This is a genomic window from uncultured Castellaniella sp. (genome assembly GCF_937988725.1).
GTDB lineage: Bacteria > Pseudomonadota > Gammaproteobacteria > Burkholderiales > Burkholderiaceae_B > Castellaniella.
On sequence record NZ_CALKHS010000010.1, the window covers coordinates 209232 to 231888 of the forward strand.

Below are 22657 nucleotides of genomic sequence, written 5' to 3' on the forward strand. Positions count from 1 at the left end.
GGTCACCACCTGCCCGAGGCGCCACCGCCACCGAAGCCACCACCACCGCCGCGAAAGCCGCCGCCACGATGACCACGGCCGCCGCGGTATAGACCCCCCAACCCGTGCAAGGCCCGGCCGCCACCCATCAAGGTGAACAGCAGCGCCGCGATGGCCGAAAAAAGCGCGATCGATAGCGCACCGACCATGAGCCATGCCACCGCGCCCACCACACCGCCCGTGACGACAGCACCCGGTACCCTACCTATCGTCGAGCGCAGCAGACCGCCCAGGGCGAGGGCCACGATGAAGAGAACAGGGCCGTAGCGCTGGATGTCACCCTGGGGGGCAGGGCCCCTGTCTTCTGGCGCTGGCAAGGCCTCGCCGTCGACAGTGCGGATAATCTGCCCAACCCCGGCGGCGATGCCGCCGTAGAAGTCCTGCTGCCTGAATCGGGGCAGGATGAGCTCGCTGATAATGCGCCCGGAGGTGAGATCAGTGAGTGCGCCTTCCAGACCATAGCCGACCTCGATGCGCACTGTGCGGTCGTCTTTGGCCACCACAAGAATCGCGCCGTCGTCGACTTTTGCGCGTCCCGGTTTCCATTGCTCGGCAACACGCAACGAGAACTGCTCGATCTGCTCGGGTGCAGTCGATGCGACGATCAGCACCGCGATTTGTGTGCCTTTCCTGGCCTCGAAGTCGGTCAGCGCCTGCTCCAGCGTGGCCTTCTGCTCAGTGTCCAGGGTCTTGGTCTGGTCGATGACGTGCCCCGTCAATGGGGGCACGGGCACTTGCGCTATGGCAAGCGCGCTCCAGACGAGCGAACTGGCCAGCAGCAGGGCGCCGACAATCCGGCCTACCGTCTCGCCAATGGTCACCGCACCGCCCCGGACGTTGCCGGTATCGCACCGCCGACCGGTTTCTCAAAGCTGACGTTGGGTGGCTTTGCTATTTCCTTCTCGTTTTCGACAGTGAAGTTGGGCTTTTCCTTGTAGCCAAACAACATTGCAGTCAGATTGGAAGGAAAGGTTCGTACCGTCACGTTGTAGTCTTGCACGGACTTGATATAACGGTTGCGCGCTACGGTGATGCGGTTCTCGGTGCCTTCCAACTGTGCCGACAGGTCGCGGAATCCCTGGTTGCTCCGCAGGGCCGGGTAGTTCTCGGAGACAGCCATGAGCCGCGACAAGGCGCCCGTCAGCTGGCCTTGCGCCTGCTGGAATTTCTGGAACGCTTCGGGGTTGTTGAGCAGCTCGGCAGTCGCCTGAATCGAGGTGGCCCTTGAGCGTGCCTCGATCACTTGCGTCAATGTGCTCTGTTCGAAATTTGCCTCGCCCTTGACCGTGTTCACCAGGTTGGGGATCAGGTCCGCGCGGCGCTGATACTGATTGACCACTTCTGACCAACTCGCCTTGACTTGCTCGTCTGAACTCTGGAATGTGTTGTAGCCGCAGCCGGCCAGGCTCAGAGCCAGTATCGCCGCAAAAATGGCCTTCAGTATCCGCATGTTCGGGTCTCCATGTGAGAGAGCTGGGAATGGGGCTTACGGGATGGACCGATAGGTAATGCCGTTGGGATTGGGCCCCACCCGGTATGTGGCGACAACCTCCTGTGTGCTGGTGTCTATCGCGCTGACCGTGTCGTCCTGATTGTTTGTGACAAAGACAAAGCCCCCCTCACTGCTGGCGACAACCCCATGGGCGCCCATGCCCGTGGTCACCGTGGCTTGAACGCTTTGGCTTTTCACATCAATGACAGAGACCGTGTTGTCGGGCTCGCTCTCGCTGCCCTGATTGGCGACGTAAACCTTGCTGCCATCCGCGGTTGTGTATAGCTGGATGGGATTGCGGCCAACCTTTATGCGATTGAGCACCTGTCTGGTGACGGTGTCGATGATCGCCACACTATTTTCATCCCGCAGCGATACATAGACCTGTGCTCCATCAGGCGTAAAGGCAACTTGAACCGGGGCCTTGCCAACAGGGATGCGTGCGGATTCTTTGAGATTTTGGGTATTTATGACGGATACGTTGTTATCGGTGACGTTGGCGACATACAGTTCTTGCCCATTGGGGCTCAGACGCAAGCCGTGAGGAAACGCTCCGGTGGGAATCTCGGCGATGATTTTCTTGTGCTGAATGTCAACGACCGAGACCTGATTGGCCTCGGAGTTGGTGATATAGGCACGATCACCCTTTTCGCTTGTCACAACATGGGCAGGGTGACCGCCTGAAGGCAGCGTCGCCAATGTCTTGTCGATCTGGCCGGCATCGATCAATAGTAATTTGGCGTCGTTACCATCTTCAGAACTGGCGTGCGTATCGGTCTTCTCACCAGCTTGGTCATTGCCCATACCGTGCCCGGCCATACCGGTCATCGCCGGCATGCCAACGGCAAGAACCGTCTTTCCATCAGGGGAGATCTGGACATTATGCGGGATGACGGATACCTTCGCCGTGTGTACGGCGCCGGTACGCAAGGTGATCTCGCTCACGGAGCCGTCGCCTTCATTGGCGCTGTACACAACGCCGTTCGGTAGCGTTGCCGCCTGGACCGCCCCGGCAGCCAGCGTGAGGGCAATCGAAGCAAGAAGAGGGTGTATTTGAAGCATTGTCGGATCTCCGGTTCGAAACGGTTGTAACCATTGAAAGTCATGTCATTGAAAGCAGCAGTGCTGCCCATCGATCACTGTATCGATCCATCCCTGACGGATTGATGACGCGCTAATTACAATCTTGTAATGTGGCGCGATTCACGTGTTTTATCGACATGCGAGGCGTCCCGGCGCCGGGCAGACTGCCCGATGCGCAAGGGTTACGGCACAATGCGACGGTTCTGGAAGAACCCAATTGTGGTATCTAAATAAAGTTAGTAAATTTTACGTCTCGAACCCTAGCAAATACGTTACGACTGAAAAGTCTGGAATTAATAAAGTTGGTAAATTTTCGAAGTGTCTGTCTGGAACAGGCATGATTTCGTGCAAATAAAGTTGGTAATTTTTGGCGTGGTGCAGGCAACGGCAAATCTTCCCCAGGGTTGGCTCGCAAAGCCCAGGCGCTTTACGCCTGCACATCAGGCTGAAGCTCGGACATCGCGGTGTTCGGACCTTTTGAGTCAGAACTTCCGAAAGCCATTTCAGACTCCATCCTCTGTGACCATGCCAGCCGCAGCAACCCGCGCAGCAGGTAGTCGCGCACGATATGCACGCTCCCCCCGGCCTCAAGAGCCAGCCGGGATACCGTGTAGGAGTTCATCGAACACCTCCTTTTCCTTACCCGGCGCAGCAGGATAGTTGCTTCACATCCTTGTTGAAGGTCTGCGCCGCGAGCTTCAAGCCTTCGACCATCGTCAGATAGGGGAACAACTGGTCGGCCAGTTCCTGCACGGTCATCCGGTTGCGGATGGCGAGTACCGCCGTCTGGATCAGTTCGCCCGCTTCCGGGGCCACCGCCTGTACGCCGATGAGCCGTCCGCTACCTTCCTCGATGACCAGCTTGATGAAGCCGCGTGTGTCAAAGCTGGCGAGCGCACGCGGCACGTTGTCCAAGGTCAAAGTGCGACTGTCGGTCTCGATCCCGTCGTGATGAGCCTCTGCCTCGCTGTAGCCCACGGTGGCGACTTGCGGATCGGTGAACACCACGGCAGGCATGGCGGTAAGGTTAAGCGCCGCGTCACCGCCCGTCATGTTGATCGCCGCACGGGTGCCGGCCGCCGCCGCCACATAGACGAACTGAGGCTGGTCCGTGCAGTCGCCGGCCGCGTAGATGTCCGGCGTGCTGGTCCGCATGCCGGCGTCGATGACGATAGCGCCTTGCGGGTTGAGCGCGACGCCTGCCGCGTCCAGCGCCAGGCTGCGCGTGTTGGGCGAGCGACCGGTGGCGACCAGCAGTTTGTCGGCACGCAGCTCGCCGTGCGCCGTGGTGAGCACGAATTCGCCGCCCTCGTGCGCGACCTGGCTGGCCTGGGTGTGCTCCAGCACCTCGATCCCTTCGGCGCGAAACGCCGCCGTGATTGCCTCACCGATGGCCGGGTCTTCCCGGAAGAACAGGGTGTTGCGTGCAAGGATCGTTACTTTGCTGCCCAGTCGGGCGAACGCCTGCGCCAGTTCCAGCGCTACCACCGACGAACCAATCACGGCCAGCCGCTCAGGAATGGTGTCGCTGACCAGCGCCTCGGTGGAAGTCCAGTAGGGTGTATCTTTCAGGCCGGGGATCGGCGGAACGGCCGGACTCGCGCCGGTGGCAATCAGGCAACGGTCGAAAGTCACCACGCGCTCGCCACCACCGTTGAGTTGCACGGTCAGGCTGTGTGCGTCCTTGAAACGGGCTTCGCCGTGCAGCACGGAGATGGCGGGATTGTCATTCAGGATGCCTTCGTATTTGGCGTGGCGCAGTTCGTCGACGCGCGCCTGCTGCTGGGCCAGCAGCCGCTCGCGCAAGATTGTCGGCGGTGTGGGCGGCATGCCACCATCGAACGGGCTTTCTCGGCGCAAGTGGGCGATGTGTGCAGCGCGGATCATGATCTTGGACGGCACGCAGCCGATATTGACGCAGGTGCCGCCAATAGTGCCGCGCTCGATCAGGGTGACGTGCACGCCTTGCTCGACGGCCTTCAGCGCCGCCGCCATCGCCGCGCCGCCGCTGCCGATAACGGCAATATGCAATCCGCCACCGTCACCACCAGCCTTGTCGCCGCTACCTAGCCATTCGCGCATCTTGACGAGCAAGCCGCCGCCCACCGGAGGCACGGGCGCGTCGGCGAGCGTGGCCCGATAACCGAGTCCGGCCACGGCGGTAGTCCACGCGTCAGACGATGTGCCGGCCTCGACGGCGAGCTTGGCGCTGCCCTTGGTATAGGAGACATCCGCCGACTGCACGCCTGGCACTTTCTCCAGGGCTTCCTTGACATGCACTGCGCACGAGTCGCAAGTCATGCCGGTGATTTTGAGGGTGATCATTCATCGTTCCTTTTCTGTGTTGACCGCTGGCTCACGCCGTCAGCTATGTTTTGCTGGGAGTTCGCAGCCGCCCGAGCCGCAGCGGCGATTTGCCGGCGAAACCAAGTCCCAGATCGACACGCCGATCATCAGGGCCAGGCCGGTGTATATGAGGCGCGCTGTCCACCAGTTGCCAAGCAACCAGACAGTCCCGGCGAACACGATGGCTGGCCCGATCATGCCGAGCAGGCTGCGGTGCCATTGCCGATGACTGAGCCAGCCCAGTGCATTCGCCAGCAAAGCCACGACGGCGAACAGCGGCAGCAGCGTGGAAATGAACAAGCCTTCGTATTCCTGTAAAAAGCCGAGGCCGATGGCTGTGCCCAAGCTGGCGATGGCCGGAAAACAGGCGGCGCAGCCCATCGCGGAAACAACGCTGCCGAGCGCGCCAGCCTTGTCGGCAATGCGTGTGATCAGTCCCATGATCGCCCCAGGGTCGGGTTCAGTGGCTCACTACTTGACGCTGGAGGGATAGCCCGCGTCCCCGGTTGCCTTGGTCAGCTTCTGCACGCTGGTCTTGGCATCATCGAAGGTGACAACCGCTTCGCGGGTCTCGAAGGTCACGGCAACTTTACTGACGCCATTGACCTTGGAAATCGCCTTCTTGACGGTGATTGGGCATGCCGAGCACGTCATGCCCGGTACGGACAGCGTGACGGTCTGGGTAGCGGCCCACACAGGTGCAACAACGGCGGCGAGGGCGAAGGAGGCAAACAGCTTCTTCATGGTGAACTCCGATCAGTAGAAAAATGGTATGACATAGGGAAATCCGAGCGCGACCAGAACCAGCACGGCCACGACCCAGAAAATGAGCTTGTAGGTCGCTCGCACTTGGGGAATCGCGCAGACCTCACCCGGCCTACAGGCTTGCGCAGGGCGGTAGATGTGCCGCCAGGCGAAGAACAACGCCACAAGCGCTGCGCCGATGAAAAGCGGGCGATACGGCTCCAGCACGGTCAGGTTGCCGATCCATGCCCCGCTGAATCCCAAGGCGACCAGGACAAGCGGCCCGAGGCAGCAGGTCGAGGCGAGGATGGCGGCCAGCCCGCCAGCGAAGAGCGCGCCGCGCCCGGTTTGTGGTTCAGACATGCGCTTGTCCTTTCGAATTTGAATTGGATAGCGTAACCTTACTTCCGTACTCATGTACGGAGTCAAGCGATATGGAAAACAATTTGGAGAACCTGACCATTGGCGTCTTTGCCAAGGCGGCCGGGGTCAACGTGGAGACCATCCGGTTCTATCAGCGCAAGGGTCTGTTGCCGGAACCGGATAAGCCATACGGCAGCATTCGCCGCTATGGCGCAGCGGATGTGACGCGAGTGCGATTCGTGAAATCGGCCCAGCGGCTGGGCTTCAGCCTGGATGAAATCGCCGATTTGCTGCGGCTCGACGATGGCACCCACTGCGAGGAAGCCAGCAGTCTGGCCGAGCACAAGCTCAAGGACGTGCGCGAGAAGATGGTCGACTTGGCGCGCATGGAGGCCGTACTGTCTGATCTGGTATGCGCCTGCCACGCGCGGCAGGGGAATGTTTCCTGTCCGCTGGTCGCGTCGCTACAGGGCGGAGCAAACCTGACGGGTTCGGCTAAGCCTTAGCGTGCTTTATTTTCCATTTTCTGAGACGACCCCTTGTAGGCCAGCACCGCCGGAATTGCGACGGCAAGCCCTACGCCCGTCATAATCAGGGCTTCGCCGACCAGTCCAGCAATGCGGTTAATGGTCACGCCATCAGACATGCCAATGCTCAGCAATGCGTGATAGCGAGACCAAGTGACGCGACGGCTGCATATTTTTTGGGGTTCATGGTGACTCCACTGAGTGTGTGCAGTCTGCACGATAACTCGTTTGTGTACATTGCCCGCCGATTTCAAAAGGTAGCAAAGACCTTGGGTGCCGAGCCGGTGCCCAGAACGTAGACATTCAGCGGCCCGGCAGCGGTGCCCGCCATGCCAGGGGCGCCCACAGGCATTCCCGGTATGGAGAGACCCTTTACGGGGAGGTGATCAGCCAGTATCTGCTTGATGTACGTGGCGGGTGGATTTGCCCCCGTATTACCGGACACGGAATCACCCTTGGGTTGATAAATCCTGGTGACGCCTGAACTCCCTGGGGGATCTGTACTTCAGCGCACTGTGGGGATGCTGCTCGTTGTAATGCTCGAAGGCAATCGCCAGATTCTGCAACGCGGTGGGCACGTCGGCCTTGGGCATAAAAGCGACGTAATCGCGCTTGATCGTCTTCACGAAGCTCTCGGCCATGCCGTTGCTCTGGGGGCTGCGCACGGGCGTGGTCAGCGGTTTCAGGCCAATGCGCCTGGCAAACTCACGAGTCTTTGCTGCAATGTAGCCCGAGCCATTATCGCTCAGCCACTCGATCTGCTGCGGCGTTTGATCTGTATTGCCGAACCGATGCTCCAACGCCGCCAGCATCACATCGCGCACCACATCGCCGCTGTGTCCAACCGTGGTCGCCGACCAGCTCATGGCCTCACGGTCGCAGCAGTCCAGGGCAAAGGTCACCCGCAAAGGGCTGCCATCATCGCAGCGAAACTCGAACCCGTCGGAGCACCAGCGGTGGTTTGGCTGCCAACCGCGCGGGCTTGGATTTTTCAGCATCCTGATACCAGTTAAGGATCAAGGGCATCATGTCCTTCATGGCCAGCCCGGGAAAACGCTCAAACACCCGATTGATCAGCGGTTCGAGCAAGCTCGACGCGCACCCCAAATCAACCAGCAAGTTGTGCAAACGAATCGCCTGCTCATTGCCCGGGTACAAGGCGGTGGCATCCAGACGCTCCTGCTTGCTGTGCAACAGACTACCCAACTCCAGAATCTTCTTGTCCACATCGGGAATCGTCAAATCCGAGTAGCGGGCAATCCGCATCACATCACCCGAGCGGATCGCATCGATCATGGGATGAATCGGCTTTAGCTCATCCTGATAGACTTTTTCCATCAAGGCCGGCGTAATGCGTTCAATGCCTGTGACGACCGCTCTGATTTGAGACAGGACAAACAGCTTGATGACCACATCCATGATGCCTTGAGAGAGGTCATACCAGACATCGCGGATGTCATCGGGCATCTCGGGGGCCGCTTTGGTGAGCCATTGATACCTCCACAACCGGCCAGTGAACGCGCCCCACTCGGTACGCAAGGCATCCTCATCGGCGGCGGGCTTGCTGATTGGCTCCCACAATATCGAGCCAAACCCGGCGCCGCGACGCGCCGAGCGCAGATCCAGCTCAAAGATCGGCCTGGCTTTGGGCGTACCCACCATCACCACGGGCACCGAAATCTCATTGACCAAGGTGACGAAAAAGTTGAGCATACGTTCAGCGCCGCCCGAGTTTCGCACGCTCAGATGCTGAATCTCATCGATCACCAACAGGCCTATGGCGTGCGTGTTGGCAATATGCGCCATCACGGCGATCAGCGTTTCCACGCTATGGCGCTTCTCGACATAACGACGCACGTAGTTCGTGGCCAGCACCGCATCAATTTCCCGGAAAAAATTGTGGCATAGACTTTTCAGCGAACCGTCATGGGGGCAGTCAATTTTAAGAAATACAATCTGGGTGAAGTTGTGCTGCTTGTGGTAGATGAGCTGCGGGTAGGTCGCCAATATGCGGTTGATCGAACTGGTCTTGCCCGAGCCCGAGCAGCCAATAAAGGCCAGGCTCTTGGCAGTCGATTGCACGTGTTCAAACCGAAAAACACCCAGATCGCCCAGCATGATGCGCTCATAGCCATTCTGGATGTGGGCGTTGAGCGCTCCGGTGGCCAGGTTTCTGCCCACATAGCCCTGCCTGAGCAGGATGGAAAGCTTTGACTCCAGTTCGATGTGGCGCGATAACGGCTGAAAAAAGCGATCCAGCAACTGGGCGATGACGTGGATTCTCGTCTGGCCATCCAGATAGGCATCGGTGGGGCGAAAAGCAATCTGGCCCGATAGCCCGTCGCGCAGCTGGCGCTTATCCAGTATGGGCGGCAAGGCCTCGATCAGGGGGTTTCCCTGATATTGGCTCACGCCGGTATCGCTATACATGGCCTGAACCATGCCTTGGGGCAGCGTCACGTGTCGTCCTCAAACAAAACATCCAGGAAATCGGGAAAGGCCCCATCTTCGGGCTCGGGCTGCAAATAGATGACCTGCGATGTGGGCTTGCTCTCTTTGCCGCCCTCAGGTTGCGCCGATGATCGATGATGCTTACGCTCCATCTCACGAGCCCGCTCCCGATTCTTGCTCATGCCCGCCAGGGCCTGCGCCTTTGAGTCGCCCAAGCTCGCGGGGCGAAGCCTCTGTGCCTGATCGATGGTCGCCTGAATGCGGCGATCCAGATTTCTTTTGCTTTCCCGCTCCTGCAACTGGGCCGATGCGGTTGTTCTCCGTTGTGCCTTCTGACTTGCCCATAGCTCCCACATGGATTGATCACGGTACTGTCTGGAGCGATCCGTCAAGGTGCAACGCCAGTAGTCCGACTGAGCTGAGTCAGGGTAAACATAGATCGTATTCGCACTTGCCGGATCATAGGCGGCCATCATCGTGTTGGGCCGCTCTTGTCTTGTTCTGTGCAGCCAGCCAGAGACCATCAGTTCCCTGCACGAGTAAAAGGCGCCAAAACACCGGATACCATAGTCCGATACCGTCACCTTGACGCGAGGCAACAGCGCTAATTTCAACGCCTCGTCGGCAACCGTTCTCAAGCGTCCGCTTCGGTGCGCAATGCCCCAGCGCCAGAGGTTGATGGGAACACTAGAAAGCGTATCGGGCATATCCGGCTCGCGGTCATATTTGACCAACACGGCATGCAAATTTCGATGCAGAATTGATCCCAGTATGATTTGCGTAAAGTCATTCAATGTCAGGGTGGCATCCAGCCGATAATCCTTGCCGCCTCGCTTTTTGACGATGGTGCCCGTGACGACGCCCGGCGCAAACGGCTTGAAGTCTGCCTGGATCGTATGAAAGTGGCGCTCCACAATGCCTTTGGCGTCGCCCCGATAGGGTGGCGTATTTTCGATCCTGACGCCAAAGGCTTGCTCCAGATATTCGATCTGGTGGCCCAGCAGCTCGCCACGATCGGCAAGAATCGCATCGGGCAGCCCGACCGAGGGCCAGTCCTCGGAGGCTATCTCGTACCCATACGCGCGGCACAACTGCGCCTTGTCGGTCATGGCATTGGCCAAAGCCAACACGGCGGTCGCGTAGGACGGGTTTTCAAGCCCCACATAAAACCCGGCGATCAACCTGCTGTAGACATCCACCACGACATACAGTGTCGGGCGTCCGATGATTTTCCGCCTGTCAGCGGACAACAGGTATATGTCGGCGATTGTCGCATCAATCTCATAGCGGGCACCCGGTCCATGAGCGCCTGCAGTGGCCGTGCCATGTATCGGCCGGATGTCCTTCTGATACTCAATTTTGTTGGCTTTCAACCGGATGCGCTCGGCGCGAAGGTACTCGCGTTCATAAAAAAAGCGAAGCTGCGCCACGGTCGGAAAGTCCGTTTTCTCAACGTCGGGGTAAGACGCCTCGTACATGTCCTCAAAACGGCGGTGGGTATAGGGCAAAGAGCGACCCTTATCCGTCAGATAGTGGCGGTCGAGCACAATCCGGAACATCCGTTCAATATCGGCGTTGATCGTGGCGCCCGTGCCCGGCGACACGCTTCTGGGGCGGCCCAGCTTCTTTCTGGAACTCTTACGCTTTTTCCCTTTGGCGCCGCAATGCTTGTAGTCTGGCAACAGCGCGTTTGGTGTGCCGCCACGCTGCCAGTATTGGCGTAAAAGAGCATAAATCGTTTTCGGTGCCGCGCCTGATCTGTCCGCAGCCTCCTTGATCAATGCACCCCGGCCTCGTCGACGCACGATGTCGGGATGCTTGATCAGGGCTTCAATCACTGCGAAGCGCTGGTCTCGAATCTGCTGAGAAACCGAGCCCTGCACGGGCAATTGCGACGCCAAGTCAGCAAACGGATCATCGACCTTTCTCAGGGTTTCTGAGAGAATCTCCGCCTCGACTTGCGAGACGGGTATGCGCTCAGGCAGGGTGCTGCCCGAGTCGATATCGATCCACGTATACCTGCCCTCGGAGATCAGGAGAACACGATATCGGGCTTTTCCATGCGCCACCACATCATTGATTCGCAGCACAGCGATCCCTCAACGCGTGAATATCCGACGAGGCATGCAGGTCACCCACCACAAGATCCGCCCAGGGCCTTCTGATATCAAAGAGCACCATTCTCATTGCCAGAAGCGTGCGGGTCTTTTGCAGCGACTCGCCCAATTCCAGCGAATAGGCCTGATCCAGCCTCATTGCGGCCTCGGATAACCGTAGTGCCGGATTCTGCGAAAAATAGTTCAGATACAGGGGTGCCACATCAAGGAGGCCTTCGATGTCCCCCAACGGCGTTTGAGCGGGGTACAGCCATTCGATATTCTTGGCCACCGCCTTGGGTATCTGTTTTTCCGTGAGTAAATACCACGGCACGCCTTTCATCTCCCAATAGCGACGCTCGATCTCCAGCTTTTCAACGACTCTATGCTTGAGAAGGTCTGACGAGGGCTTAACTTGAACCGCCATTCTAGGCAGGCTCGGCATGCTGGTATCCACGAGGAAGTCCGTCGACATGACCCGAAGCTTGCCACCCACCTCCGGGTGACGGATACCCGCCTTGGCGGCAAGCTCAACCGTATCGGTCATCCTGAGCGGGTACTGTTCTCGAATGTCGGTTACGGCGGGGTGCCAGTCGAACAGAAAAAAAGCCGCCAACTCCAGGTCTGAAAGCAGATGGTGCGTTCGCTGCGCCTGAAATCCCCACACGCGGTGGGATCTTCCCGAAGAAGGCAGATCCCTCACCGTCAGCCACGGCCGATAATCTTTGCCAACACCCGCGCCTCGCCCTTGCTTAATCCATTTCTCGGTACGGGCATCAAGGTTGGAACCGGCCATGGTCAGCGTCATTCTCGTATCAAAGTCATGCCTGGAATTTACCAACTTTATTCGTAAATTACCAACTTTATTCTCAAGTTACCAACTTTATTATCCGACGACACCAATCAAAGCGGGATGGCCGAGTCCAGCGACTTCAGGAATTGTTTTGGCGATTGGAAGCCGATGACTTGAAAGTCGATTTCTTTGCCTTTCCTGTCAAAGAAAAGGATCCCGGGAGGCCCAAAAAGTGCAAAACGCTTGAGTAGCGCTTGATCATCCGCATTGTTTGCCGTCACGTCAGCTTGCAGCAGGATGACGTCCTTCAAGCGCCCCCGGACTCGCGGGTCGGTAAAGGTGAAACGATCCATTTCCTTACACGATATACACCATTCCGCCCAAAAATCGAGCATCACGTAACGGCCGTCTGCCGCCTGCAATTGTGACTCCAGGTCAGCCAGATTCTTGATGGGCCTGAATGTAATCTCGGTTGCAGCGCTGCCTGCTGGCGTGGTGGTGTTTACGCTCCTGAGGGCAGCCAAGGGCTGCAGCACATCTCGGCTGCCCGAAAGGCCGCCGATGAGTAGCGCGAGGCCGAGTGTCAAGGCAATGATCCCAATACCTTTTCCGAAACGCATATATCCTGCCGAGCTCGCAGGCAAGGGGTCCAAGGCCCTGAGATACATCGCCGATATGATGAGCAGAATGGCCCATAAGAACAGATGCACCACGGCGGGGATGACTGGGGAGACGAGGTAAATGGCCACGGCCAGCAGGGTCACGCCAAAGAAATGCTGGACGGATTTCATCCAGGGGCCGGCTTTTGGCAGCAAGGCGCCGGCGCTTGTGCCAAAGATCAGGAGTGGCACGCCCATGCCGATGGCGAGCGAGAAAAGCGCCATGCCGCCGACCACGGCGTCACCCGTTTGCCCAATGTACAGTAGCGCACCTGCCAGGGGCGCAGCCACGCACGGCCCCACGATCACGGCAGACAGCACGCCCATCAGAAAGACGCCAAACAGCCTGCCGCCTGGTGTGCGGTTGGCTGCGCGCGTCAGGCGGCTTTGAATCGCAGCGGGCATCTGCAACTGGTAAAAACCGAACATGGATAACGCAAGCAATACAAAGACTGTCGCGAAGCCGCCCAGGACCCACGGGTTTTGCAGATAGGCCGATAGCATCGTACCGGCAAGTCCAGCCGCAATGCCCGCCAGCGTATAGGTCATTGCCATGGCGAGCACATAGACCAATGAGAGGCCAAAGGCCTGGCGTCGCGTGGCGTGGTGGCCCTGTCCGACGATAATCCCCGACAGAATCGGGATCATGGGAAGCATGCACGGGGTGAACGCCAGGATCAGGCCAAAACCAAAGAATGCGGTAACCAGTGCCCACGCATTGCCTTGTGCGAACAAATTACCGATTACGCTGGTCTCTGATAGGCTGGTGTTGGATCGCGGTTCACGGATATCGGTCGCAGCGGCTGGCGCCGTGGGAGCCGTGCGAGTAGAAGCAACGGAGGCATTGGCCTGGGCCAGTGGCACCGTGAGCGTCTTCTCGATGGGCGGATAACAAACACCTGAGGGATCATTGCAACCCTGATAGGATGCGAACAAGGTCAGGGATTGCCGGGCCGCACTGTCAGCCGGCCGGTCCAGGGCAATGACGGCTTCTACGGGCTCGTAATAGACCTCTTCTTCCCCGAAGGTTGGGTCGTCTTTGAGCTTGCCGGAGGGTAACGATGTGCTGGCAATCGTGATGTCCGGAGAATCCGGCAGGCTGAACGCAATCCGGCTACGGTACAAATAATAGCCCTTGGCGGGGGTCAGTGTGGCGACAAGCGTGTTGAAATCCCGCGCCACGACCGAAATCTGAAATGCCTTCTCGGGTGGCAACAGCCCTGGCTCGGAGGACGACCCATCAAAAAGACCGGTTATCGATTTGAAAAGACCTTTTGAAGGGGTGAAGACCTGTGTTTGCGTACTACTAGAGCCAGGCGAAGCGTCACGGGGTGGTTCGTGGCTGGCGCCGTATGCCCACGATGAGACCAGCAAGAGTAGGGTGGCAATCAATCGTGTCACGTTCACAGCAAGCGTCCATCATTCAAAGCATTCTGCGTCTTACTTATCAAGCGTCGTGCCATATTTCGCAATCTGCGTCCAGGTCGCACCACGATCTTGAGTGACATAGGCATTACGTTTGAAGGTGGCGATCGCGAGATCGTCGTGGCGGGCAGGGTTCTGGGCAATGAACGCCACGGCGTCTTCGTCCAGTGCGGGAAGCTTGATCTTTTCATTGGCCTCACCGTCCTTCAGGCTCATGCGAGTCAGCATGGGGGAATTCGCATAACTGCTGACCCAAAGGTGCTCTCCATCCAGATCGAACCACTGCGCGAGCACCTGAGTGTTCCCGACCCGCGGTTCAAAATGGTTGCCTGCATCGCGCGACAGGTACAAGCCGTCGGCAGCGCCCACGGCCACGATATTGGCATCATTGGGGTGCACCGCCAGGCTGTTGATTTTAGTTTTCAGGCCATCGGCGGCTGCCTGCGTCCAGATCAGACCGTCTGTCCGGGTCATATACAGGCCAGGCTGGCGCATCCGGGTGTTGGGACGATAATTCAGAACATAAACCGCATTGGTTTCGTAGCTGGTGGCCAAGGTGTGGAAATCGGACTCGCCTTCCAGGCTCAGTTGCTGCCAGGTTTTACCCGCATCGGTGCTTTTGATGAGACCGAACGGGTTCACCAGATTCGAGTCAGCCGCGGGATGGCCGCTGCTGTAAAGCGCGTCACGGGTGGCCGCGAACCCCATGTAATCATGCTCGGGCCCGGGCATTTTTGCCCATCGTCCTTCCGCATACGCCGCAATGCCGTAATGGCTCGGGATGAACAGCTGTTGACCGTCCGCACTATAGGCAAGCCCGTGCACGTGCGCGAGTTCAACCGGCGCTGTCTGGGCCGAAACCTTTGTACTTTGCGCATCGGCCGTGGCTGGCTGCGTGCCGGCGACTGCGACGCCAGATCCGCCCAATGTCAATAGTGTGGCGAAGCTTGTTGCCGCCAGAGCGGTAAAAATTGTTTTAGAACGCATCACGTGATATCCGTTAGTCCGAAATATTCTTCCATGAGTTTGTCATGGGTCCAGATTGCCGAGGTCACCATGAATGGGCGACAAGCAGGACATTTTATCGTTCCCTTGCTTGCAATCGGATGACGCCTTCATTACAACTTTGTCATGTGAGGGCATACACATACGCATACGGTACGTAGGGGCATACGGCGTGCGCGTGCCCTGCCTTGAACTCCCGGTTTGGGGGCAATGCTTTACGAATACCACCGCAGGAAGGCGGCCGCAGTCAGTGCGACGATAGCCAGCACGGCCAGGGTTTGCCAGACCATCGTGGCGCGTCGGCCCGTGTACAGGTCACGCGCGCGCAGCGATACGGCAATAAGCACAAACGCGGTGATGGCGCACACGATCTTGACGGTCAGCGCCACGATGGCAATGCCGTGAATGTCGGGCAGCTGGCGGTAGAAGTAGAGACTCACCAGCCCAAACAAGGTGCCGCTGGCGATTTGTACTGCCCACCCCGACAAGGTCAGCCACAGTACGCCGCGCTCACGTGCAGGCTGGCCGGTGATCAGGCGATAGAGCGGCGCAGCCACCACGACCACTGCGCCAAAGTTGTGGCCAACCTGGGTCAGCGCGTAGACAAGGTTTTGCCAGTTCAAAGCACTTATCCGACCTGAATGCTGACGCAATCCTCGGCGCCGGTAGCGACGTGAGCCCGGTTGGCCACCTGGATGCAGATGGCGTGCTTTCCTGGTGACAGGTCCATACCGTCGAGCGTGAAACTGCCCTTGAGCTGGCGTGTTTGTCCCACCAGTTCACCGTCCACGTAGACGTGCAGATGGTCCACTTGGGGGCCAGGCGCAGCGCTAAAGACGAGTTCGTCCGGATTTTTAACCTTGAGTGTCACACCATCCTTCAGCGAAGCGGCCGAGACAGCCCCTTCAGCGCCCAGGCTGGGGGCCGCCAGCAGTGCCGATCCCGAGACCAGAGCGGCAAACAATGCTATTACGCGAAAAGATATCATGCGGATTCCAACATTCCTTATTGACCCTTGGGCGTATCCCAGATGACGAAGTCATGGTCATTGCTGTCGGCAACGAAGATGGCCAACAGCTTTGCAGGTTCGGTGTCGCTCGCGTTTTCACTGACAACGTGGTGATCACCCGGCTTTTCGGTCCAGCTCTCGCCCGCGTGAAAGACCATCTCCTGGCCGTCGTTGACCTTGCTGCGAATGGCACCGGACAGGACGTAGGCGAGAATGAATGCAGCGCCGTGGCGGTGTGGTGGAGATTTTACCCCCGGTGCGTAGTCCACTATGACTCCGGTCAGTGATTTGCCCGGAGCGTTTGCGATGGGCTGCTGGAACGCTTGTGTGATGGCCTGGCCCTGCTGAGCAGGCTCGGCCGCCAGGACTGCAGGGCTTGCACTGGCTAGAAAAGCGGCTGCTGAGATTGCCAAGCTTAAAATTCGTATCCTCATTTTCCTTACCTCTTGCTCCTGGCTTCACGTGCTCCGAGCTTGAGGATAGGCGTTTTTTATTGAAAAGGCACATTACAATTTTGTAATCCGTCTGTCATCCTGCTGTCAGTCGCAGGTCAGTAGAGTGTTATATGGGCCCGGACGATGTCGGGTCAGGGTGTTGGCCGCAAGTCGGGTGTGGCACAGAAGCGCGTTGCAGGAGCGATCACCGATATGAAACTGCTCATTGTTGAAGATGAGATAAAAACCGGCGACTACGTGCGTCAAGGCCTGGTGGAATCCGGTTTTGTGGTCGATCTGGCCCGCACGGGTCTGGATGGGCGCCATCTCGCCCTGACGGAACTCTATGACTTGATCATTCTTGACGTCATGCTCCCGGACGTTGATGGTTGGCACATCTTGCAAGCCTTGCGCGAGGCGAAGTTGTGTACCCCGGTGCTTTTTTTGACTGCACGCGATAGCGTAGAGGATCGTGTCAAAGGACTGGAACTTGGGGCCGACGACTATCTGATCAAACCCTTTGCATTTTCGGAACTGCTCGCCCGGGTGCGTACCTTGCTGCGTCGGGGGGCCGCGCCGGTGTTCAATGACCAGTTGCAGGTCGCGGACCTCGTGCTGGACATCCCGCGCAGGCAAGCCCGGCGCAAGGACGTGCGCATCACTCTGACAAACAAGGAGTTCGCGCTTCTGGAGCTTCTGGTGCGGCGCCAGGGCGAGGTCTTGCCGCGCTCCCTCATTGCCTCGCAGGTCTGGGATATGAATTTTGACAGCGACACCAATGTGATCGATGTGGCCATTCGCCGTTTGCGTGCCAAGATCGATGAGGCATTTGAGCCCAAGCTCATTCATACCGTGCGGGGCATGGGCTATATGCTCGACATCGGTGGCAAGGTCGGCTGAACCGTGACGCACCGCCCCGCCTCTCTGGCACTGCGCCTGACTTTGTCCATTGGGGCCGTCATTACGGTGGTCCTGCTGACGTTCGGATGGGTGGTTGAGCGCTCCATCAGCGATCATTTTGCCCAACAGGATGTCGACGAGCTCAACGCGGTCGTTCAGGCCCTGCAGCAATCGTTGTCGGCCTCTCCCATAGACGAAGCGCCAGCAGCGCTTCGGCGCCGGCTGGCCGCTGCCGTGTCGGGACATCATGATGCCGAGTACAGAATATCGGATGCGAGCGGTGCCGTGATCTACGCAACGCCTGGTTCGGCCCTTGACAGGTTTTCCCGCTTGCCACCGTCGGGAAACAAGGTGGATATCGGGTCGGTAAGAATCTGGCAAGATGATGGTCGGACGTATCGAGGGGCGGTCGTACGGCTTGTGCCGCACGCGGCTTCAGCCAATACACCCTGGACCGTTACCGTTGCGACAGGCATCGATTTTCACCTACGCTATTTCCGGAGCTTTCGCGATTATCTGAGGTTGATAACGCTTGCTGCCGCTTTGATTGCCATTTTGGCCATCTGGTTCGCGGTGTATCAGGGCCACGCGCCCATACGACGAATCAGTCGGGAAATGCGGCGCATCAAATCCGATCAATTGTATATTCGGCTCGCACCGGAGGCTGTGCCGGCGGAACTGACGGAGCTTGCGATATCGTTCAATGACATGCTTGACCGCATCGAAAGCGTCTTTCGCAGGCTTTCCAACTTTTCGGCAGATATTGCCCATGAAATGCGCACCCCCATCACCAACTTGATGACTCAAACAGAAGTTGCGCTATCCCAGGTGCGTAGCGTCGAGCAGTATCGTGAAGTCCTGTACTCCAATCTGGAAGAATATGAGCGCATGGCCAAAATGGTGAGCGACATGCTGTTTCTGGCGCAGGCCGATAATAAATTGCTCAAACCGGAAATGGTTGCCGTTGACCTCGCTGACGAAGTGCGCGGCTTGTTTGACTACTTCGAGGCCTGGGCCGAGGAGCGCGCTGTGGCGCTCATCCTGGCCGGCCCGGATGTGTGCGTGCAAGGCGACCGCCTGATGATCCGCCGCGCCTTGAGCAATCTGCTGTCCAACGCGATTCGCCACACGCCGAAGGGCGCCGCCGTCAGGGTCTCGATAAGCGCGACCGATGACACCGGGGTGCTGCGCGTGCAGAACCCGGCATCCGCAATATCGCCCGAACACCTGCCTCATCTTTTTGACCGATTCTATCGGCCCGATAGCTCCAGGCAGCGCGGTGAGGACGGCGCCGGTCTTGGCCTGGCCATCGTCAAGTCCATCGTTGAGGCGCATGGCGGTTCAGTGAGTGCCTCATCGTCGGAGAATCTGATCACATTCGAGATGATATTGCCCACTTGAGGCCGTCTCGAAGACTGAGATCGATCGTAATTAATTCTTGTTGCAGGAGTCGCAATGAAAACAACTTCTCTGGAGCGGAGTCTGCTGAAGGTGTATCGGCAGGCTGTCCGTCAAGATAACTGGATCGTCGCCGAGCATCTGCTGGCCGCCATTGAAGCGTGTGCACCGCCTGAATATGCGATGACCGACGCCGTGGCCGAAGCTTACTTCGCGTTGCTGACCGTCGAGGCGACTCCACCCCAACAAACACCGGCGACAAGATCAATGCCTGGTACTTGACCTTCACTGTCATTTTCAGAAGGCGGCCGCTGCGCTTGTCCTCCTGGTCGGCTTGAGCCGCATCATGCTCGGCGTGCACTATCTGAGTGACGTCTGGGCAGGTTACCTGGTTGGTGCACTTTGGCTTATTGTGGGCATCAGCCTGACGGAATGGCTGAGTGCAGGCGGGCAAATTGCTTGGAATACACCAACCGAACGCCGCCGAAAAACGGCGGCGTTCGGCCTAGTCGCCATCGCGGCCGCCGGGTTCGTTACCTATGTCCACACTCGCACGCTGCCAGCCCCGCCTCCCGCGGCGAAAACAGTCATCCAGGTCAATCGTCCATTGGACGAAATGCTGCGTGCTCAAAAACTTGCGAGCACATCGTCTCTGCTCGGCGCGTCTGAACAACCGCTATCGTTTGCCGTCGTCACACCAAGCGCGGAGGCATTGTCCGCTCTTCTGAGCCGAGCAGGCTGGTTCCCTGCCGACAGTCCGGATCCGAAAAACCTGCTGCGCCTTGCCCGACAGGGTCTGGACTACACCACGGCACCGCTCGCGCCGGCGTTCTGGAACAACCGTGTCAACGATCTGGCTTTCGAACGGCCGATTCAGAATTCGCAGGATAAGGCGGTCGCCACCGTCCGACTATGGCAAACCCCTTTTCGTGTCGGTCCGAACCAGATCTTTGTGGGGGTGGCGCGGACATATGATGGTATCCGCTGGGGCATTCTGCACACGGTCTCGCCCGATGTGGATGCGGCAGCCGAGCGATTCGTCGAATCGCTCAAACAGTCCGGACGACCGCTCACGATCTGCCAACGCGCGTTGACCGCCCCGATGACGGGCTCGTACCTGATGGGCGACCGTTTCTTCACACGGGGACAGCTATGGCTGCTCGATCCGGGTGGCCGCACCGATGCCGCAGATATCTGCGGCGCTCACGGGTCGAGGCAATGAAAAACCAGTCGTTCCCGAAAAAAGTCCGCAATGCGCTCTCCGGCATCGGTTTCGCGTGGGCTGAAGAACAAAATTTTCGCGCGCAGGTGGTTCTCGTCGCGGTCGTCTTTGGCGTGTTTTCCATTGTTCGGCCAGCCGCGTTTTGGTGGGCACTTATCGTGCTATGCGTCGCGTTGGTACTCGCTGCGGAGTTGGCGAACTCGGCCATCTAGGCACTGACCGACACCGCCATGAGACCCAGATTTATTGATAACTCGAGGTGCTCTAAAGTCAGACCGTCCTCCGTCCAGTAGCGGCGCTCGCCGCGCGGCCGGTATCCGCTGTCCATCTTCACGGCGCGGGCAGCCATTGCCCTGATCTCGCCGCCTAAAACGCCGACTGTATCACTGTGCTCCTTCCTGCAAGGGGTGTGCTTCGCCGGGTACTCACCCGGTCCCTTCGTCTCTCTTCGTTCTCCTTCGGGCTGCGGCTTGCGTGCCCGCCCCTTTCCGGTCGTCCCTGCGTGATCCAGCGCGGCAAGGCGACGAACTCACGGCAACGGTGGCACTCCGGGCCAGACGTAGGTCTGCGGACACCGCAAAACCTACGAAAGGCTCGGAATCTTCGGCCCCGGTAGCCGGTTAACCCAGAAAGGAGAAAGCACCCATGAAGACGAACAGCATTGCCGCGCTGAGCTATGACAACATGAATGACGCACACCCCCTGTATGTGCGCAGCCCCAACGGCCGCTACAAGCCCGCCACGGATGATCAGATCCTGGCCGCTGGCCGGATCGCGGCCGAAAGCTTGATTCCCGCGACCGACATGATGGGAAATCCGGACCGGGTGGCGCAGTTCTTTCAATCGAAGCTGGCTGGGTTGGGCCATGAATGCGCCGCGTTCCTGTATCTGGACACACAGCTGAAGCCCATCCGATACATTGAACAGGGCAATGGGACGCTGAACCACGCCAGCATCTACCCGCGCGAGATCGTGAAGACGGCGCTTCGGCTCAATTCGGCCGCGCTCATGATGGCCCATAACCACCCCTCGGGTCTGGCTGAACCCAGCCCGGCGGATCTGGCCCTGACGCGGCAGCTGAAGCAGGCGCTGGCCTTGATCGATGTGCGGTTTCTGGATCACATCATCGTGAGCGCCACTGAGACCACGTCGCTGGCCTCGCGCGGGCAGATGTAAGGCATGGGGCAGGGCGGGGATCCGTCCTGTCCTGGTCGCCTGGCTGATTGAGCCTGATCATCGGCCAAGGCGGCAGATGGCATGATCGGTTGATCATGAGGATGGGGGCATTCAGCCGGCCCCTGCCGTGCGTCTGGGGTCGCCCGCCAGGGGCCAGGAAGTAGTGCAGTGCCACAACGACAACACCGACCGGGTCAGGGTGCCCCGGTCGGTGTTGTCATCTGGTGCCGATGGCAAGGGTCTCTGCGGGAATGCGGGCCATGGCCCAGTCAGAGCCCCGAGGGTGCGGGGCTGGGGGCGCTTGCCGCGCGGCTGCCGTGTGGGGTCATCGCTTGGGGATCGGGCCGTGATCCCGTCTTCCGTGACTCCCGCCGCCTGAAACGCCGACGTGTACCACTTCCGCTTCTCTCTGCAAGGGGTGCGCTTTGCCAGGTACTCACCCGGTCCCTGCGCCGGTGGCTTCGGGCTGCGGCTTGCGTGCCTGCCCCTTTCCGCTCTGCGCTGCGTGGTCCAGATCGGCACGGCGACGGAACTCACGGAAGACGGCGGCAAGACCGGAAAACCAGCGTAGACCCCACACGGCAGATTGTCGTTCCGGCTCAAGAATCTTCGGATCCGGTCAGCTGAAAAGCAGTTCAACCCTTGTTTTGGAGAATCAGACCATGAACACCTATGAAGCCAAGCAGGCAGCCCGCAAGGCCCGATATGAAGCCCGCGCAGGGCAGGCGCATGCACAATCCGATGCGGTCGCGTCACAGGCCAGCCGCATGGCCGACGCCATCCCCATGGGCCAGCCCATCCTGGTGGGGCACTATTCCGAAGGACGCGACCGCCGCTATCGGGAACGGATCAGCCGAGGCTTTGAAAAGTCCATCGAGCTGCAGAAGAAGGCCGAGCACTACGCCAACAAGGCCGCAGCTGTGGGCAAGGGCGGGATTTCCAGCGACGACCCGGCCGCCATCGAGAAACTGCAGGCGAAGCTCGCCAGCCTGCAGACGATTCAGGAAACCATGAAGGCCATCAACGCCATTTTGCGCCGCCATGCCAAGGCCGGAGCTGATGCGCAGGTGGCGGCCCTGGTAGATTCCGGCCTGACCTACGCGGAACGCGCCCGCGAGCTGGTGACCCCGGACTATATGAACCGCATCGGCTTTGCCCCGTTCCAGCTGCAGAACAACAACGCCAACATCCACCGCATCGCAGCCCGCATCAAGGAATTGCAACGTGCGGCCGAGCGCACCGAGACCGAGCAGGCAGGGGACGGCTACACCTACCGCGAGGATCCGCAGGAAAACCGCGCCATGTTCCTGTTTGACGGCAAACCGGCCAAGGATATCCGCGACGTGCTCAAACGCTGCGGCTTTCGCTGGAGCCCGACGCGCAGCGCCTGGGTGCGCCAGTTGACCGGCAATGCTCAATGGGCCGCCAAGGACGTGATCCGCCATCTGGACGCATTGAATCAGGCCTGAGCGACTTATCTGCCCTGGGCCGGATC

General features: G+C 59.1%; 24 protein-coding genes and 3 pseudogenes. 8 read left to right on the top strand and 19 right to left on the bottom strand.

Translation table 11 applies throughout. From position 1 onward, the window contains the following. Positions 1–2: 2 nt before the first annotated feature. The 8 genes and pseudogenes from Q0263_RS11365 to merT form a co-directional block, all read right to left on the bottom strand. Positions 3–833, bottom strand: coding sequence for a TPM domain-containing protein (locus Q0263_RS11365; protein WP_066459661.1), 831 nt, complete (start codon positions 831–833; stop codon positions 3–5). Positions 834–856: 23 nt separating this feature from the next. After that, entirely contained in the window at positions 857–1489 is a 633-nt protein-coding gene (locus Q0263_RS11370; RefSeq protein ID WP_066459621.1) for a LemA family protein, read from the bottom strand. A 36-nt stretch (positions 1490–1525) separates the two neighbouring features. Further along, the gene (locus Q0263_RS11375; protein WP_066459622.1) at positions 1526–2593 is read right to left on the bottom strand and encodes a cytochrome D1 domain-containing protein; all 1068 of its coding nucleotides are present in this window, start codon (positions 2591–2593) and stop codon (positions 1526–1528) included. 553 nt (positions 2594–3146) lie between these two features. Further along, a pseudogene (locus Q0263_RS11380) lies at positions 3147–3236 on the bottom strand (transcriptional regulator MerD); the annotation flags it as partial. A 17-nt stretch (positions 3237–3253) separates the two neighbouring features. Next, a complete protein-coding gene (merA, locus tag Q0263_RS11385) occupies positions 3254–4939 on the bottom strand; it encodes a mercury(II) reductase (protein ID WP_298016057.1) in 1686 nt (561 codons plus the stop codon). Positions 4940–4978: 39 nt separating this feature from the next. Continuing rightward, positions 4979–5401, bottom strand: coding sequence for an organomercurial transporter MerC (gene merC, locus Q0263_RS11390; RefSeq protein WP_298016059.1), 423 nt, complete (start codon positions 5399–5401; stop codon positions 4979–4981). Between the two features lie 30 nt (positions 5402–5431). Continuing rightward, the gene (merP, locus tag Q0263_RS11395; protein ID WP_298016061.1) at positions 5432–5704 is read right to left on the bottom strand and encodes a mercury resistance system periplasmic binding protein MerP; all 273 of its coding nucleotides are present in this window, start codon (positions 5702–5704) and stop codon (positions 5432–5434) included. Between the two features lie 12 nt (positions 5705–5716). Further along, positions 5717–6067 carry a mercuric ion transporter MerT gene (gene merT / locus Q0263_RS11400; protein WP_298016063.1) on the bottom strand — a complete coding sequence of 117 codons (351 nt, stop codon included), beginning with the start codon at positions 6065–6067 and terminating at the stop codon, positions 5717–5719. A gap of 71 nt (positions 6068–6138) precedes the next feature. Between merT and merR the strand changes: the two genes are divergently transcribed. Continuing rightward, entirely contained in the window at positions 6139–6573 is a 435-nt protein-coding gene (gene merR / locus Q0263_RS11405) for an Hg(II)-responsive transcriptional regulator (RefSeq protein ID WP_298016066.1), read from the top strand. Here the strand turns inward: merR and Q0263_RS11410 are convergent. The 11 genes and pseudogenes from Q0263_RS11410 to Q0263_RS11455 form a co-directional block, all read right to left on the bottom strand. Beyond that, positions 6570–6737, bottom strand: a pseudogene (locus tag Q0263_RS11410) (MotA/TolQ/ExbB proton channel family protein); the annotation flags it as partial. The gene merR and the pseudogene Q0263_RS11410 sit on opposite strands and share 4 nt — an antisense overlap. Positions 6738–6844: 107 nt before the next feature. Next, positions 6845–7039 (bottom strand): DUF411 domain-containing protein, encoded by a 195-nt coding sequence (locus Q0263_RS17425; protein WP_366140706.1) that lies wholly within the window; start codon positions 7037–7039, stop codon positions 6845–6847. 4 nt (positions 7040–7043) lie between these two features. After that, positions 7044–7550: pseudogene (locus Q0263_RS11415) on the bottom strand (integrase core domain-containing protein); the annotation flags it as partial. Then, entirely contained in the window at positions 7513–9054 is a 1542-nt protein-coding gene (locus tag Q0263_RS11420) for an ATP-binding protein (RefSeq protein WP_366140707.1), read from the bottom strand. The gene Q0263_RS11420 and the pseudogene Q0263_RS11415, both read right to left, overlap by 38 nt. Further along, on the bottom strand, positions 9051–11135 hold the full coding sequence (locus tag Q0263_RS11425) for a Mu transposase C-terminal domain-containing protein (protein WP_298016068.1): 2085 nt from the start codon (positions 11133–11135) through the stop codon (positions 9051–9053). Before Q0263_RS11425 ends, Q0263_RS11420 begins: the two co-directional genes overlap by 4 nt. Next, positions 11119–11949 carry a TnsA endonuclease N-terminal domain-containing protein gene (locus Q0263_RS11430; protein ID WP_298016070.1) on the bottom strand — a complete coding sequence of 277 codons (831 nt, stop codon included), beginning with the start codon at positions 11947–11949 and terminating at the stop codon, positions 11119–11121. Before Q0263_RS11430 ends, Q0263_RS11425 begins: the two co-directional genes overlap by 17 nt. 95 nt (positions 11950–12044) lie before the next feature. Next, complete coding sequence (gene dsbD, locus Q0263_RS11435; protein WP_084386798.1) at positions 12045–14000, bottom strand: protein-disulfide reductase DsbD; 1956 nt, start codon at positions 13998–14000, stop codon at positions 12045–12047. Between the two features lie 33 nt (positions 14001–14033). Then, positions 14034–15005, bottom strand: coding sequence for a F510_1955 family glycosylhydrolase (locus Q0263_RS11440; RefSeq protein ID WP_298016073.1), 972 nt, complete (start codon positions 15003–15005; stop codon positions 14034–14036). A 233-nt stretch (positions 15006–15238) separates the two neighbouring features. Continuing rightward, positions 15239–15646, bottom strand: a complete 408-nt coding sequence (locus Q0263_RS11445; protein WP_066459625.1) for a hypothetical protein — start codon at positions 15644–15646, stop codon at positions 15239–15241. Between the two features lie 5 nt (positions 15647–15651). Then, positions 15652–16011 carry a hypothetical protein gene (locus Q0263_RS11450; RefSeq protein ID WP_298016075.1) on the bottom strand — a complete coding sequence of 120 codons (360 nt, stop codon included), beginning with the start codon at positions 16009–16011 and terminating at the stop codon, positions 15652–15654. Between the two features lie 17 nt (positions 16012–16028). After that, on the bottom strand, positions 16029–16466 hold the full coding sequence (locus Q0263_RS11455; protein ID WP_066459632.1) for a cupin domain-containing protein: 438 nt from the start codon (positions 16464–16466) through the stop codon (positions 16029–16031). A 213-nt stretch (positions 16467–16679) separates the two neighbouring features. Here Q0263_RS11455 and Q0263_RS11460 point away from each other — a divergent pair, with 213 nt between their 5' ends. The 7 genes from Q0263_RS11460 to Q0263_RS11490 all read left to right on the top strand — a co-directional run bounded on the left by Q0263_RS11460 (position 16680) and on the right by Q0263_RS11490 (position 22631). Then, complete coding sequence (locus tag Q0263_RS11460; protein WP_066459634.1) at positions 16680–17366, top strand: heavy metal response regulator transcription factor; 687 nt, start codon at positions 16680–16682, stop codon at positions 17364–17366. Between the two features lie 3 nt (positions 17367–17369). Continuing rightward, entirely contained in the window at positions 17370–18767 is a 1398-nt protein-coding gene (locus Q0263_RS11465; RefSeq protein WP_066459636.1) for a Cu(+)/Ag(+) sensor histidine kinase, read from the top strand. 54 nt (positions 18768–18821) lie between these two features. Next, positions 18822–19046: a hypothetical protein gene (locus Q0263_RS11470; RefSeq protein ID WP_066459637.1), complete on the top strand. Its 225-nt coding sequence runs from the start codon at positions 18822–18824 to the stop codon at positions 19044–19046. Continuing rightward, the gene (locus Q0263_RS11475; RefSeq protein ID WP_350383066.1) at positions 19036–19986 is read left to right on the top strand and encodes an LssY C-terminal domain-containing protein; all 951 of its coding nucleotides are present in this window, start codon (positions 19036–19038) and stop codon (positions 19984–19986) included. Before Q0263_RS11470 ends, Q0263_RS11475 begins: the two co-directional genes overlap by 11 nt. Continuing rightward, positions 19983–20198: a diacylglycerol kinase gene (locus Q0263_RS11480; RefSeq protein WP_084386800.1), complete on the top strand. Its 216-nt coding sequence runs from the start codon at positions 19983–19985 to the stop codon at positions 20196–20198. The genes Q0263_RS11475 and Q0263_RS11480 overlap by 4 nt, the downstream gene beginning before the upstream one ends. A 433-nt stretch (positions 20199–20631) precedes the next feature. Next, positions 20632–21162: a JAB domain-containing protein gene (locus tag Q0263_RS11485; RefSeq protein WP_066459643.1), complete on the top strand. Its 531-nt coding sequence runs from the start codon at positions 20632–20634 to the stop codon at positions 21160–21162. A gap of 662 nt (positions 21163–21824) precedes the next feature. Further along, the gene (locus Q0263_RS11490; protein WP_298016085.1) at positions 21825–22631 is read left to right on the top strand and encodes a DUF3560 domain-containing protein; all 807 of its coding nucleotides are present in this window, start codon (positions 21825–21827) and stop codon (positions 22629–22631) included. Positions 22632–22657: the final 26 nt, after the last annotated feature.